This window comes from Streptomyces sp. NPDC091377, assembly GCF_044757045.1.
Lineage (GTDB): Bacteria > Actinomycetota > Actinomycetes > Streptomycetales > Streptomycetaceae > Streptomyces.
The window spans coordinates 174,124-189,688 of the sequence record NZ_JBIVUE010000014.1 but is presented as its reverse complement, the minus strand read 5'-3'; the positions used below and the strand labels follow the sequence as shown (position 1 = coordinate 189,688).

Genomic DNA, 15,565 nt, shown 5'->3' with positions numbered 1-15,565 from the left:
GCGGGGCGTCTCCTAGCGGGGAGGGCGGCGGTCAGCGGGGGAGGGCGGCGGTCAGGTCGGCCAGGGTGTCGAAGCCGACGCCGTCGAAGGAGGCGACGGAGGTGGCCAGGCGGTTCTTGAGCGGGGCCGTCCAGCGGTCGGGGAGGGCGGCGGGGTCCCCGGCGAGCAGGGCGGCGACGCTCCCGGCGGTGGCGCCGTTGGAGTCGGTGTCCCAGCCGCCGGAGACCACCCGGCACACGGAGCCGCTGAAGTCGCCGTCGGCGTGGGTGAGGGCGGCGGCGATCAGCGCGGTGTTGGGGACGGCGTGGACCCAGTGGTAGGCGGCGTGGCGGGTGTGGAGCGCGTCCACGACCGTGTCGAAGTCGCTGTGGGCGCGGGCCAGCCGGATCGCGTGGGTGACGGCCTCGGCGAGGCGGGAGCGGGGTGGGATCACCGTCAGGCCGGTGCGCAGAGCGGTGTGCGCGTCGCCGGTGCCGGTGGCGGCGGTCGCGATGACGGCGGCGGTGAACATGGCCGCGTAGACGCCGTTCGCGGTGTGGGTGAGGGTCGCGTCGCGGTGGGCCTGCGCGGCGGCGGCCCAGGGGTCGCCGGGGTTGGTCCAGCCGTGCACGTCGGCGCGGATCAGGGCGCCGATCCATTCGCGGAAGGGGTTGCGGTGGCGGGCGGTGGCCGGGGGTTCGATGCCGGTGAGGAGATTGCGGTAGGCGACGCGTTCGGCGGTGAAGGTGCGGCCCGCGGGGAGTTCGTCCAGCCAGAGGCGGGCCACGTCGGCGGTGGTGAACGTACGGCCGTGGCGCTGGAGCAGGAGGACGTTGAGCAGGGGGTAGTTGAGGTCGTCGTCCTCGGGCATGCCGTCGATGTTCTCGGCGAGGGAGGTGGGGGCCGAGCGGCGGTTCCAGGGGTACTGGGCGAGGAGGTCCTCGGGGACGCCCCGAGCGGTGAACCAGGTGGTGAGGGGCCAGTTCCCGGTGGCCCGGGCGAGTTGGCGCAGGCCGGTGAGGGGGAGTTTCTCGACGGGTTTGCCGAGCAGGCAGCCCACGGCCCGGCCCAGCCAGGCGGCGTGGAGGCGGGGGCGGGGGACGAGGGCCGTTCCCGCTTCGGGGGAGGCCGGGTCGTGTCGCTGTCCGCAGCTGCGGGCGATGGCGGGCAGGTCGGTCGGCTCGTCGTCGGCCAGGGCGCTGGGCAGTTCGGCCAGTTCGTCCAGGAGGTCGCGGGCCAGGACCCGCAGATAGCGGGAGACGGGGCGCTCGGAGGCACCGGCGCGGGACGGGGCCGGGGGACCGCCGGCGGCGTACCAGCGTTCGGCGATCTGGGACGGTTCGCGGCCGTCCTGGGCCGCCTGCCGGAGTTCGTGGCCGATCAGATCCTCCGGCTGGACCCAGGTCAGCCGGAGCATACGGTGCCTCCCGGCGCCGCCGGCCCTGCCGACTCCCGCTGTTCGTACGGATCTTCCGCCAGGGCCGTGAACCTCTCCTCGTGGGCGCGGCGGCGGTGTACGTCCTGCCGGAAGATCTGCCGGGCCACCTCGGTGAGGGTGCGGGCCGGTTCCCACAGGTCGAGGCGGCTGGCCTCGGCGACCGTCTTCGCCCACTCCTCGGGGGCGGGGGAGCCGAGCGCGCCGCACAGGGCTCCGGTCATGGTGGCGATGGAGTCGCAGTCACGGCCGTAGTTCACCGCGCCGAGGACGGCCCGGCGGTGGTCGCCGCCGGACACCACCAGCATGCCGAGCGCGACGGGGAGTTCCTCGATCGCGTGCAGCCGGGAGGGGCGGCGGGCGCCGAGGGAGGGGGCGCGGTAGTCGGGGCCGACGGTGTCGTACGGGGCGACCGCCTCGCGCAGCGGGACGAGCGCCGACTCGAAGTCCTGATGCCGGGCGGCCACTTCGCACACCGCCTCGATCGCCGCGCGCGTGCCGTCCTTGGCGAGGGAGAGGCAGGCGGCCACGACCGAGTCCGGGGTGGCGCCCGGGGCGCAGGCCGCGGCGACCGCCGCCGCGAACACCCCCGCCGCCTCACGGCCGTACGACGACTGGTGCGCGCCGGTGATGTCCAGCGCCTCGGTGTACGCGCCGCGCGGGTTCGCGGCGTTGACCAGGCCGACCGGGGCCATGTACATCGCGGCACCGCAGTTGACGATGTTGCCGGTGCCGGCCTCGCGTGGGTCGACATGGCCGTAGTGGATCCGGGCGACCAGCCATTTCTCGGCGAGGAAGACCCGCTGGAGGGGGAGGGCCTCGGCCTCCAGCTCGGGGATCCAGCGCGGGTTGGTCATCAGGTCCGGGACCAGGTGGTCGGCGACCGCGTACGCGTCGAGGTGGTCGCGGACGCGGTCGTAGACCCGTACCAGCGCGTGGGTCATCAAGGTGTCGTCGGTGATGTGTCCGTCGCCCTTGTGGTACGGGGCGATGGGGCGGGCGGTGCGCCAGGCGTCGCCGTTCCAGGGGCCGACGACGCCGTGCACCCGGCCGCCGTGGCGTTCGAGGATCTGGTCGGGGCTGTAGCCCTCGACGGGGCCGCCGAGCGCGTCACCTACGGCGGCGCCGACGAGGGCGGCGGTGATGCGGTCGGCGAGCGCGGGGCCTTGCGGGACGGGGCTGTGCGGGGCGGGACTGTGAGGGGTGGGACTGTGCGTGACGGGACTGTGAGGGGTGGGGCCTTGTGGAGCGGGGCCTTGTGGAGCGGGGGAGTTGGGTGTGGGGGTGTGGGCTCGGGTGGGACTGTGGGTTTCCGGTTCTTTGGGCGTCATGCCCTGAATCATCCTCCTGGTGGGGGTGGTTGCACGGCTTCCAGGAGTTCGGCGAGTTCCACCAGGTCGGTGCCGGTGAGGCGGGGGAGGGTGCAGCCGGGGAGGGTGCGGCAGGTGTCGCGCCAGGACGCCGGGATCGCGGCGCCGCCGCCGAGGGCGCCGGTGAGCGCGCCGGCCAGCGCGGGCGCGGAGTCGGCGACCCGGGAGAGACAGGCGGCGGCGGGGACGGCGGCGGCGATCCGGCCGCGCGCGGCGGTGGCCAGGGCGAGGGCGACGGGGACGGTCTCGGCGGCGGCGATGCCGTAGCTGTAGACGTGGTCCACGATCTGGTGCTCCAGGAGCGGGACCAGGCCGAAGGCGTCGTCGGCGGTGCGGGAGAGGGCGAGGGCGTGCCGGGCGTTGCGACCGATCTCGGTCTCCTCGGGGAGTTCGCGCAGCGCGGCCCGTACGCAGGTGTCGACATCGCTGCCGGTGAGGGCGAGGGAGAGGGCGGCGGCCATCGCGCGGGCGCCGTGCACCCCGTCGCCGTCCTGGGTGTAGCGGGCGTCGAACTCGGCGAGTTCGGCGGCGGGTCGGGGGTCGCCGGGGTGGGCGACGGCGAGCACACAGGCGCGGACGCAGGCGGCGTCGTCGAAGTAGTGCGGGTTGTCGTGGCCGGTGGCGGGCGGGCGCAGTCCGGCGGCGAGATTGCCGAGGCCGGCGCGGACGGAGATACGGGCGCGCAGGGGGAGTACGGCGGACTCGATCTCGGGCGCGCGGTCGGCCGCGGCGGCGACCTCGCTGGCCACGGCGTTCCAGGTCAGGTCGATCGCGGCCCGCATACGGCGGGCCCGGCTGAGGTCGCCGAGGGCCGTGTCGTCACCGGCGCGCAGGACGGCCTCGGCGGCGAAGACGGCCCACTCGGCGTCGTCGGAGGGGCCGAGGCGCAGGGGTTCGGGGGGCTGGTTGAGGGCGATGGGGACGGGGAGGGTGGTGGTGGCGTTGTGCTCGGCGAAGGTGTCCAGTTCCCGGGTGAGACGCCGGGTCCACTCGGGCATCCGGGCGGCGCGGTGCCGTGCGGCGGGCCACCCGGCGGCGTCGCCCGCGGCAAGCCCGAGCAGCAGTCCTTCGACCCGGCGGGGGGTGGGGGTGGGGGACGGTCCGCTACGGGGGCGGGTGTTGCGGGTGTCGCGGGTGCGGGTGTTGCGGGTCCCGGCCGTGCGGCTCGTCCCGCCCGTCCCGCCCGAGTCGCCGGTCTCCCGGTCGGATGCCGGTGTCGGTGTCGGTGTCGGTGCTGCTGCGGGTGCGGGTGCGGGTGTCGGTGCCGCTGCGGGGGCTGGTGCTGGTGCCGGTGCCGCTGCTGCCGTCGGTGCCGGTTGGCCCGGTGCGGGGTCTGCGCCGGTGGGGGTTCCCCGGCCGCCCCCGGGGGTGTACGTCCCGGGCGTCCCCTCGTCCCAGGGCGGTCCGGGCCTCATGCCACCACCTCCGGCTCGCCGGCCGAGGTCATCGACCGTCCGGCGGCCGGGGCGGCCGGTGCGGCCGGGGCGGGCGGTGCGGGCGGCACGGCCGGCCGGTGGCCCCGGCCCCCCGGGCCCCGGCCGACCGGATCCGGCCGCTCACCGTCCCGCGTCAGCGGCGGCCCCGGCTCCCCCGAGGGCGCCGTCGGCAGGGCACCGCCCGGGGGCGCTGTCAGCAGGTCCGCGACCTCCACCACATGCTGTCCCGCCATCGACGGCAGGCAACTGCCCCGGGCCGGCCCGATGGCCTGCGCCCAGGCGGACGGGATGGCGCGGGCGCCCTGCGTGGCACCGGCCAGCGCGCCCGCCACCGCCGCCGTCGTATCGGCGTCGCGGCCCATGTTGACCGCGGTCAGGACGGCTTCGCGGAAGTCGCCGTCCGCCGCCGCGTACGCGCCGAAGGCGAGGGCCACGGCCTCGGGGGCGAGGTCGGTCCAGGGGTAGCCGCCGATCACGACGGCGGAGCGGACGGCGCGTTCGCCGCGGTGGGCGACGGTGACGGCGCGGCGCAGGGAGCGGGCCGTCCAGGAGTCGTCGGGGATGACGGCGAGGGCGGAGGCGACCACGCAGATGGTGGAGGCGCCGCTCATCGCCGCGGCCACCCCGGCCGCGACCGCCTGGCCGCCGTAGATGCCCTCGCCCTCGTGGCTGACCGAGCCGTCGATCGCGACCAGCCGGGCCGCCTCCGCGGGACGGCCCGCCGCGAAGACACCGAAGGGCGCCGCCCGCATCGCGAGCCCGTCGCTCCAGGCGTGCCGGTGCTGCGCGGAGATGGGTGCCGCGAGGCCCCGGCGCAGATTCTCCAGCGTGCCGCGTTCGCTGAAGCCCGCCCCCCGGAAGGGGCCTTCAGCGCGGTCCGCGATCCACTCGTGCCACGCCGCCTCCACATGGGCGGGGGTGAGGGCCGAGCCGTGTCGGGCCAGCAGCAGACCCGAGAAGATCGCGTACTCGGTGTCGTCCGTGCCGGCCGGGTGGTCCACGACGTAGCCGGTGATACGGCCCCACCGGGCCCGGATCTGCGAGGGCTTCAGGTTCTCGGCGGGGGCGCCGAGCGCGTCCCCCACGGCCAGGCCGAGCAGTGCTCCTCGCCCCCGCTCACGGAGTCCGGCGGCGTCCCCGGGGGCCGGGACCGAGGGAACGCGGGCGATCGAAGCCATGGCGGCCTCTCCTCTCCGGGCCCGCCGAGCCTTCGCCGAACCTCGCGGAGGCGCTCCGGGCCCTTTGCGGAACTGTCCCCGTAGCCGGGGGCCACACAGCCTCTCCGGTCCCAGCATCACCCGTACGACATATGAGCGAGCTAGTTATCGAATGAGCATCCGAGGGTAAAACCGCAGGTTAGCCGAGCCTTTCCTTGCTGGCGAGAGATCCGGGAGGTGCGTATTCTGATGGCTGTCGAGAAGTGGAATCTGTCTAAAAACCTGCCCGGGGGCTGTCCGATCGGCCCTCCGGGAGCGTTCTGAACAAGCCCTCCCGGAGCAGTGGGAAGAGCCCTCCGGGGGCGGCGCACGAGGGGACCGTCATGGCCGTCATCGAGACCGAGGCCGCGCTGCACGAGGCGCACCGCGACAACCACACCCACCGCGACGTGAACGGCGGCTGGCTGCGCCCCGCCGTGTTCGGCGCCATGGACGGACTGGTCTCCAACCTCGCCCTGATGACCGGTGTCGCGGGCGGCGCCGCCGGTCAGCAGACCATTGTCCTGACCGGGCTCGCGGGCCTCGCCGCCGGGGCCTTCTCGATGGCCGCGGGCGAGTACACCTCGGTCGCCTCGCAGCGCGAGCTGGTCGAGGCGGAGCTGGCCGTCGAGCGGCGTGAGCTGCGCAGACACCCGGAGGACGAGCAGGCCGAACTGGCCGCGCTGTACGAGGCCCGCGGCGTCGAACCGCACCTCGCGAGCGAGGTCGCCCGGCAGCTGTCGAAGGACCCCGAGCAGGCGCTGGAGATACACGCCAGGGAGGAGCTGGGCGTGGACCCCGGTGACCTGCCCTCGCCGCTGGTGGCCGCGGTGTCCAGCTTCGGCGCGTTCGCGCTGGGCGCGCTGCTGCCCGTGCTGCCGTATCTGCTCGGCGCCGGCGCGCTGTGGCCGGCGGTGCTCCTCGCCCTGCTGGGGCTGTTCGCCTGCGGCGCGGTGGTGGCCAAGGTGACCGCGCGGACCTGGTGGTACAGCGGTCTGCGGCAGCTCGCGCTGGGTGGTGCCGCGGCGAGTGTGACGTACGCCCTGGGCACCGTGATCGGAACGGCGGTAGGGTAACGCGGCCGGAACATGTGCGCCGTCGCGCACGAGCAGCCGTTACTCGCTGGTTTCGAGCGAGTGACCATTGGGCATGAGCCGTAAGCGCTGTGGGCAAAGAAGCCCGCCGTGTGCCGGTGGGGTGGGCGACGACGCCCGCTCCTCCCCTCCCGGGCCGAGGGACACCGATCTGTCCGCGTCGGTCCCCGTACGCCTTCGCCGCCGAGTGCGGTGTCCGATGTCGTCCTCACCCCTGTCGATGTCGCGCACCCCGCGGGCGGTGCGCACCTTCGGGCGCCGACGCGCCCCCTGGCGCCGCAGCCCCGGCGGTGTCCGCATGCTGGAACGGTCTATCCCGGTTCCCGAGAACCGTCCCATCATGTAACCTGCACGAAATTTTGCACTCTCGCAGAGGGCCAACGTCGTCCCTCGGCACCTCCCCAGCGCGCGAAAGCCCTGGTGAGCACCCTCAGCCACATGACGACGACGGGAGAGCCGATGCGTACGCCGCACCAGCCGTCCCAGCACTCCGCGGATGGCCAGAACTGGTCCTTCATGGATGCTCGCCCTGCCGCGCAGGGACTGTACGACCCCCGTAATGAGCGCGACGCGTGCGGCGTCGGTTTCGTGGCCACCCTCACCGGAGAGGCAAGCCACACCCTGGTCGAGCAGGCACTCACCGTGCTGCGCAATCTGGAGCACCGTGGCGCCACCGGCTCCGAGCCCGACTCCGGGGACGGCGCCGGAATCCTCTCCCAGGTGCCCGACGCGTTCTTCCGCGAGGTGGCCGGATTCAAGCTGCCCGCCGCCGGCTCCTACGCCGTCGGTATCGCCTTCCTCCCCGAGGACTCCATCGACGCCGCCGTCTCACAGATCGAGACGATCGCGGCCGACGAGGGACTGACCGTCCTCGGCTGGCGCGAGGTGCCCGTCGCCCCCCAGCTCCTCGGCGCGACCGCCCGCTCCACCATGCCGGTCTTCCGTCAGCTCTTCGTCGCCGACGGACCCACCGCCACGGCCCCGGACGCCACCACCACGGCCCCGGACGCCACCGCCCCGGACGCCACCGCCCCGGACGCCTCCGCGCCGGACGCCCCTGCCTCGGACGCCGCCGCCACCACCGGGCCCGCCACCGGCATCGACCTGGACCGCAAGGCGTTCGTGCTGCGCAAGCGCGCCGAACGCGAGGCCGCGGTCTACTTCCCGTCGCTGTCCGCGCGGACCGTCGTCTACAAGGGCATGCTGACCACCGGCCAGCTGGAGCCCTTCTTCCCGGACCTGTCCGACCGCCGCTTCGCCTCCGCGATCGCGCTCGTGCACTCCCGGTTCTCCACCAACACCTTCCCGTCGTGGCCGCTCGCCCACCCCTACCGGTTCGTCGCCCACAACGGCGAGATCAACACCGTCATGGGCAACCGCAACTGGATGCGCGCCCGCGAGTCGCAGCTCGTCTCCGACGTCTTCGGCAGCGGCCAGCAGGCCCTGGAGCGGGTCTTCCCGATCTGTACGCCGAGCGCCTCCGACTCCGCCTCCTTCGACGAGGTGCTGGAACTCATCCACCTCGGCGGCCGGTCGCTGCCGCACTCCGTGCTGATGATGATCCCGGAGGCGTGGGAGAACCACGACTCCATGGACCCGGCCCGCCGCGCCTTCTACCAGTTCCACGCCACGCTGATGGAGCCGTGGGACGGCCCCGCCTGCGTCACCTTCACCGACGGCACCCAGGTCGGCGCGGTCCTCGACCGCAACGGACTGCGCCCCGGCCGCTACTGGGTCACCGACGACGGCCTCGTCGTCCTCGGCTCCGAGGTCGGCGTCCTGGACATCGACCCCGCCAAGGTGGTCCGCAAGGGGCGGCTCCAGCCCGGCCGGATGTTCCTCGTGGACACCGCCGAGCACCGCATCATCGAGGACGACGAGATCAAGGCCGGCCTCGCCGCCGAACGCCCCTACGCCGACTGGCTGGAGGCCGGCGAGATCGAGCTGGCCGACCTGCCCGAGCGCGAGCACATCGTCCACACCCACGCCTCCGTCACCCGCCGCCAGCAGACCTTCGGCTACACCGAGGAGGAGCTGCGGGTCATCCTCGCCCCGATGGCCAAGACCGGCACCGAGCCGATCGGCTCCATGGGCACGGACTCGCCGATCGCCGCGCTCTCCGAGCGCCCCCGGCTGCTCTTCGACTACTTCACCCAGCTCTTCGCACAGGTCACCAACCCGCCGCTGGACGCCATCCGCGAGGAACTGGTCACCTCCCTGCGCTCCCCGCTCGGCCCCTCCGCCAACCTGCTCGACACCACGGCCGCCTCCTGCCGCACGGTCACCCTGCCCTTCCCGGTGATCGACAACGACGAGCTGGCCAAGCTCATCCACATCAACGCCGACGGCGACATGCCCGGCTTCAAGGCCGCCACCCTCTCCGGCCTCTACCGCGTGCACGGCGGCGGCGACACCCTCGCCGCCCGCCTCGACGAGATCTGCGCCGAAGCCGACGCCGCCATCGAGAACGGCGCCCGGCTGATCGTCCTGTCCGACCGGCACTCCGACGCCGAGCACGCCCCGATCCCCTCGCTGCTGCTCACCGCCGCCGTCCACCACCACCTCATCCGCACCAAGCAGCGCACCCATGTGGGCCTGCTGGTCGAGGCCGGCGACGTCCGCGAGGTCCACCACGTCGCCCTCCTCATCGGCTACGGCGCCGCCGCCGTCAACCCGTACCTGGCGATGGAGTCCGTCGAGGACCTGGTCCGGGCCGGCACCTTCCTGCCCGGCGCCGAACCCGAGCAGGCCATCCGCAACCTCATCCACGCCCTCGGCAAGGGCGTCCTCAAGGTGATGTCCAAGATGGGCATCTCCACCGTCGCCTCCTACCGCGGCGCCCAGGTCTTCGAGGCCGTCGGCCTTGACCAGGCGTTCGTGGAGGAGTACTTCAACGGCACCGCCACCAAGATCGGCGGCGTCGGCATCGACGTCATCGCCAAGGAGGTCGCCGCCCGCCACGCCAAGGCGTACCCGGCCTCCGGCATCGCCCCCGCGCACCGCGCGCTGGACATCGGCGGCGAGTACCAGTGGCGCCGCGAGGGCGAGCCGCACCTGTTCGACCCGGACACCGTCTTCCGGCTCCAGCACTCCACCCGCACCGCCCGCTACGACATCTTCAAGCAGTACACCGAGCGGGTGAACGAGCAGTCCGAGCGGCTGATGACCCTGCGCGGACTCTTCGGCCTCACCTCCGACCGCCCCGCGATCCCGATCGACGAGGTCGAGCCGGCCGAGGAGATCGTCAAGCGGTTCTCCACCGGCGCCATGTCCTACGGCTCCATCTCCCGCGAGGCCCACGAGACCCTCGCCATCGCCATGAACCAGCTCGGCGGCAAGTCCAACACCGGCGAGGGCGGCGAGGACCCCGACCGCCTCTACGACCCGGCGCGCCGCTCCTCCATCAAGCAGGTCGCCTCCGGCCGCTTCGGCGTCACCAGCGAATACCTGGTCAACGCCGACGACATCCAGATCAAGATGGCCCAGGGCGCCAAGCCCGGCGAGGGCGGCCAACTGCCCGGCCACAAGGTCTACCCGTGGGTGGCCAAGACCCGGCACTCCACACCCGGCGTCGGCCTGATCTCCCCGCCGCCGCACCACGACATCTACTCCATCGAGGATCTCGCCCAGCTGATCCACGACCTGAAGAACGCCAACCCGAAGGCCCGCATCCACGTCAAGCTGGTCTCCGAGGTCGGCGTCGGCACCGTCGCCGCCGGTGTCTCCAAGGCCCACGCCGACGTCGTCCTGATCTCCGGCCACGACGGCGGCACCGGCGCCTCCCCGCTGACCTCGCTCAAGCACGCGGGCGGCCCCTGGGAGCTGGGCCTGGCCGAGACCCAGCAGACCCTGCTGCTCAACGGGTTGCGGGACCGGATCGTCGTCCAGACCGACGGCCAGCTCAAGACCGGCCGGGACGTCGTCATCGCCGCCCTCCTCGGCGCCGAGGAGTTCGGTTTCGCGACCGCGCCGCTCGTCGTCTCCGGCTGCGTCATGATGCGCGTCTGCCACCTGGACACCTGCCCGGTCGGTATCGCCACCCAGAACCCGGTGCTGCGCGAACGCTTCTCCGGCAAGGCCGAGTACGTCGTCAACTTCTTCCGCTTCATCGCCGAAGAGGTCCGCGAACTCCTCGCCGAACTCGGCTTCCGCTCCATCGAGGAGGCCGTCGGCCACGCCGAGGTCCTCGACGTCAGCCGCGCCGTCGACCACTGGAAGGCCCAGGGCCTGGACCTGGCACCGCTGCTCCACGTGCCCGACCTGCCCGAGGGCGCCGTACGCCACCAGATCGTCGAGCAGGACCACGGACTGCAGAAGGCGCTCGACAACCAGCTGATCAAGCTGGCCGCCGACGCGCTCGCCGCCGACTCCGCCACCGACGCCCAGCCGGTGCGCGCCCAGGTCGCCATCCGCAACATCAACCGCACGGTCGGCACCATGCTCGGCCACGAGGTCACCAAGAAGTTCGGCGGCGCCGGACTGCCCGACGACACCATCGACATCACCTTCACCGGCAGCGCGGGCCAGTCCTTCGGCGCCTTCGCCCCCCGCGGCGTCACCCTGCGCCTGGAGGGCGATGCCAACGACTACGTCGGCAAGGGCCTGTCCGGCGGCCGGGTCATCGTCCGCCCCGACCGCGGCGCCGACCACCTCGCCGAGTACTCCACCATCGCCGGCAACACCCTCGCCTACGGCGCCACCGGCGGTGAACTCTTCCTGCGCGGCAAGGTCGGCGAACGCTTCTGCGTCCGCAACTCCGGCGCGCTGGTCGTCTCCGAGGGCGTCGGCGACCACGGCTGCGAGTACATGACCGGCGGCTACGCCGTCGTCCTCGGCGAGACCGGCCGCAACTTCGCGGCCGGCATGTCCGGCGGCACCGCCTTCGTCATCGACCTCGACCGCGACAACGTCAACACCGGCAACCTCGGCGCCGTCGAGGCCCTCACCGACGACGACCGGACCTGGCTGCACGACGTGGTGCGCCGCCACGCCGAGGAGACCGGCTCCACCGTCGCCGGGAAGCTGCTCGCCGACTGGCCGGCCGCCGCCGCCCGCTTCAGCAAGATCATCCCCAGTACCTACAAGGCAGTGCTCGCCGCCAAGGACGCCGCCGAGCGAGCCGGTCTCTCCGAGACCGAGATCACCGAGAAGATGATGGAGGCGGCGATCAATGGCTGACCCGAAGGGCTTCCTCACCCACGGCCGCGAGGGCGCCACCTCCCGCCCGGTCGACGTCCGCCTGCGGGACTGGAACGAGGTCTACGTCCCCGGCTCCCTGCTGCCCATCATCAGCAAGCAGGCCGGCCGCTGCATGGACTGCGGCATCCCGTTCTGCCACAACGGCTGTCCGCTCGGGAACCTGATCCCCGAGTGGAACGACTACGCCTACCGCGAGGACTGGGCCGCCGCCTCCGAGCGCCTCCACGCCACGAACAACTTCCCGGAGTTCACCGGCCGCCTGTGCCCCGCGCCCTGCGAGTCGGCGTGCGTGCTCGGCATCAACCAGCCGGCCGTCACCATCAAGAACGTCGAAGTCTCCATCATCGACAAGGCGTGGGAGACCGGGGAGGTCGCCGCACAGATCCCCGAGCGCCTCTCCGGCAAGACGGTCGCCGTCATCGGCTCCGGCCCCGCCGGGCTCGCCGCCGCGCAGCAGCTCACCCGGGCGGGCCACACCGTCGCCGTCTACGAGCGCGCCGACCGCGTCGGCGGCCTGCTGCGGTACGGCATCCCCGAGTTCAAGATGGAGAAGCGGCACATCAACCGCCGTATCGAGCAGATGCGCGCGGAAGGCACCCGCTTCCGCACCGGCGTCGAGATCGGCCGCGACCTCAAGGCGACCGACCTGAAGAAGCGCTACGACGCCGTGGTGCTCGCCGTCGGCGCCACCACCGCCCGCGACCTGCCGGTGCCCGGCCGGGAGCTGAAGGGCGTCTACCAGGCCATGGAGTATCTGCCGCTGGCCAACAAGGTCCAGGAGGGCGACTACGTCACCGCCCCCGTCACCGCCGAGGGCAAGCACGTCGTCGTCATCGGCGGCGGCGACACCGGCGCCGACTGCGTGGGCACCGCCCACCGGCAGGGCGCCGCCTCGGTGACCCAGCTGGAGATCATGCCCCGCCCGGGCGACGACCGGAACCCGGTCGCCCAGCCCTGGCCGACCTTCCCGATGCTCTACAAGGTCACCAGCGCGCACGAGGAGGGCGGCGAGCGGGTCTACTCCGTCTCCACCACCCACTTCGAGGGCGACGAGGACGGCAACGTCCAGTGGCTCCACCTCACCGAGGTCGAGTTCATCGACGGGAAGCTCACCCCCAAGCCGGGCACCGAACGGCGGATCCCGGCCCAGCTCGTCACCCTCGCGATGGGCTTCACCGGCACCGACCGGGAGAACGGGCTGGTCGACCAGTTCGGCCTCGACCTCGACGCGCGCGGCAACGTCGCCCGCGACGACGAGTACCAGACCAATGTGCCGGGCGTCTTCGTCGCCGGTGACGCCGGACGCGGCCAGTCGCTCATCGTCTGGGCGATCGCCGAGGGCCGCTCGGCCGCCCGCGGCGTCGACCGCTTCCTGACCGGCGCGAGCGATCTGCCCGCCCCGATCCGCCCGACCGACCGCGCGCTGACGGTCTGACGGACCGTCCGACGGGCGAGACCTCCCTACGGCGGTCCGCCCGGCGGCGGTCCGACGGACCGGCACCGGACCTCCCGTACAACGGCGTACGGGCGGGGACGTCCGGAAGACCTTCCTGGGGCCGCTCCAGGAAGGTCCCTCCGGACCACCCGCAGACGGCGTCTGCCTTCACGTCCCCGACCGGACACAGGGCAGGCGCCGCCTCTTGTCTCCGACGGGGCAGGGGTGGGCGCTGGCTCTTTGTCTCTCTCCGAGGGGGCGCGGGTGGGTGCTGGCTCTTTGTCTCTCTCCGAGGGGGACGCGGGTGGGTGCTGGCTCTTGTTTCTCTCCGAGGGGACGCGGGCGGGCGCTGGCTCTTGTCTCTCTCCGAGGGGGACGCGGGCGGGCGCTGGCTCTCGTCTCCCTCCGACCGGACGCGGGTAGGCGCCGCCTCTTGTCTCTCTTCCACCGGACACAGGCTGGCGCTGCCTCTTGTCGCCGACCAGGCACGGGCAGGCGCCGCCTCCTTTCTCCGACCGGCTTCGACCGGCTCCGACCCGCTCCGGTCGGCTCGGGACGCTTCCGTCGGCTCCGGATTCCCGCTCACCCGGTTGCTGGCACCGTTGGCCTGGCCCCTGACCCCGTGTCACCCTGGGGGGCATCCGACGGGGAGGCGACGGCTGATGGACGGCGCGAGAGCGGAGAACGCGGCGGCGGGGGCCGGGGATTCCGGCCCGGCGGGCCGCGCGGGTCCGGCCCCGCGCGGGGAACGCGTGGCCGACTGGGTCGACGGCCGCCTCGGCGTCCACTCCCTCGCCAAGGCCAACATGCGCAAGGTCTTCCCCGACCATCCGTCGTTCCTGCTCGGCGAGATCTGCCTCTACAGCTTCGTCGTGCTGCTCCTCACCGGCGTCTATCTGACGCTGTTCTTCGAGCCCAGCATGGTCGAGGTCGTCTACGACGGTTCCTACGAGCCGCTCAACGGCGTCCTGATGACCCGCGCCTTCGAGTCCACCCTGGAGATCAGCTTCGATGTGCGCGGCGGGCTGCTGATCCGTCAGATCCACCACTGGGCGGCGCTGGTCTTCGTCACCGGCATGCTCGTCCACATGATGCGGGTGTTCTTCACCGGCGCCTACCGCAAGCCCCGCGAGATCAACTGGCTGTTCGGCTGGACCCTGCTCTTCCTCGGCATCATCACCGGTCTGACCGGCTACTCGCTCCCCGACGACCTGCTCTCCGGCACCGGCGTCCGCTTCGCCCAAGGCGCGATCCTGTCCATCCCGGTCGTCGGGACGTACATCTCGTTCTTCCTGTTCGGCGGGGAGTTCCCGGGCACCGACATCATCTCGCGGTTCTTCCCCATCCACGTCCTGCTGCTGCCCGGCATCATGCTCGGCCTGATCGTCGCCCATCTGATCCTGATCGTGTACCACAAGCACACCCAGTACCCCGGCCCCGGCAAGGACCAGAAGTCCGTGGTCGGCATGCCCTTCCTGCCGGTCTACATGGCCAAGGCGGGCGGGTTCTTCTTCCTGGTCTTCGCGGTGCTCACCGTCATGGGCGGCATCGCCCAGATCAACCCCGTCTGGGCGTTCGGCCCCTACCGCCCCGACCTGGTCACCACCGGCGCCCAGCCCGACTGGTACCTCGGCTTCTCCGAGGGCCTGATCCGGGTGATGCCGGGCTGGGAGATCAACCTTGGGGGCCACACCCTCGTCCTCGGCGTCTTCATCCCCTTCTCGCTGTTCCCGCTGATCCTGCTCGCCATCGGCGTCTATCCGTTCATCGAGGCGTGGATCACCGGCGACAAGCGTGAGCACCATCTCCTCGACCGGCCGCGCAACACCCCCGTACGCACCGGCCTCGGCGTGGCCTGGCTCAGCCTCTACGCGGTGCTGCTGATCGGCGGCGGCAACGACATCGTCGCCACCCATCTGCATCTGTCCATCAACTCCATCACCTGGTTCGTGCGCGTCGCCGTCTTCGTCGTCCCCGTCCTCGCCTTCCTCCTCACCAAACGGATCTGCCTCGCCCTCCAGCACCGCGACCGGGACAAGGTGCTGCACGGCCGGGAGACCGGCACCATCAAACGCCTCCCGCACGGCGAGTACGTCGAGATCCACGAGCCGCTGCCGCAGGACCAGCTCTTCGCCCTCACCCAGCACGAGCAGCCGCGGGCGTACGAGATCGGGCCGCGCGAGGACGCCCGCGGCGTACGGCGGCGGGTCACCGTGGGACAGCGGGTACGGGCGCGGCTGGCCCGCTCGCTGTACGGGCCGGACACCCAGATCCCGAAGCCGACACCCGAGGAATACCGGGAGCATCAGGACCAGCACGGGCAGCACGGGCAGCAGGGGCATGAAACGGGTGAGGGGCATCTGGATCACCAGGGGGACGAGGAGCGGCAGGAGCTGACCGGCGGCGAGCAGCGGCAGTGAG

8 protein-coding genes are annotated in these 15,565 nt (G+C 72.6%); 4 read left to right on the top strand and 4 right to left on the bottom strand.

The features are described from left to right. Positions 1–31 precede the first annotated feature (31 nt). The 4 genes from ACIQNG_RS27810 to ACIQNG_RS27795 are packed head-to-tail and all read right to left on the bottom strand — an operon-like array spanning position 32 to position 5,398. On the bottom strand, positions 32–1,396 hold the full coding sequence (locus ACIQNG_RS27810) for an ADP-ribosylglycohydrolase family protein (RefSeq protein WP_401427208.1): 1,365 nt from the start codon (positions 1,394–1,396) through the stop codon (positions 32–34). Beyond that, entirely contained in the window at positions 1,384–2,745 is a 1,362-nt protein-coding gene (locus tag ACIQNG_RS27805) for an ADP-ribosylglycohydrolase family protein (protein WP_401488754.1), read from the bottom strand. Before ACIQNG_RS27805 ends, ACIQNG_RS27810 begins: the two co-directional genes overlap by 13 nt. Before the next feature lie 8 nt (positions 2,746–2,753). Next, complete coding sequence (locus ACIQNG_RS27800; protein WP_401488752.1) at positions 2,754–4,199, bottom strand: ADP-ribosylglycohydrolase family protein; 1,446 nt, start codon at positions 4,197–4,199, stop codon at positions 2,754–2,756. After that, the gene (locus tag ACIQNG_RS27795; RefSeq protein WP_401488750.1) at positions 4,196–5,398 is read right to left on the bottom strand and encodes an ADP-ribosylglycohydrolase family protein; all 1,203 of its coding nucleotides are present in this window, start codon (positions 5,396–5,398) and stop codon (positions 4,196–4,198) included. The genes ACIQNG_RS27800 and ACIQNG_RS27795 overlap by 4 nt, the downstream gene beginning before the upstream one ends. 362 nt (positions 5,399–5,760) lie before the next feature. Here ACIQNG_RS27795 and ACIQNG_RS27790 point away from each other — a divergent pair, with 362 nt between their 5' ends. The 4 genes from ACIQNG_RS27790 to ACIQNG_RS27775 all read left to right on the top strand — a co-directional run bounded on the left by ACIQNG_RS27790 (position 5,761) and on the right by ACIQNG_RS27775 (position 15,564). Continuing rightward, entirely contained in the window at positions 5,761–6,492 is a 732-nt protein-coding gene (locus ACIQNG_RS27790) for a VIT1/CCC1 transporter family protein (protein WP_401488747.1), read from the top strand. 477 nt (positions 6,493–6,969) lie between these two features. After that, entirely contained in the window at positions 6,970–11,688 is a 4,719-nt protein-coding gene (gltB, locus tag ACIQNG_RS27785; RefSeq protein ID WP_401488820.1) for a glutamate synthase large subunit, read from the top strand. Beyond that, positions 11,681–13,144, top strand: a complete 1,464-nt coding sequence (locus ACIQNG_RS27780; protein ID WP_401427218.1) for a glutamate synthase subunit beta — start codon at positions 11,681–11,683, stop codon at positions 13,142–13,144. Before gltB ends, ACIQNG_RS27780 begins: the two co-directional genes overlap by 8 nt. Positions 13,145–13,806: 662 nt before the next feature. Further along, positions 13,807–15,564, top strand: coding sequence for a cytochrome bc complex cytochrome b subunit (locus tag ACIQNG_RS27775; protein ID WP_401488745.1), 1,758 nt, complete (start codon positions 13,807–13,809; stop codon positions 15,562–15,564). Position 15,565 lies beyond the last annotated feature (1 nt).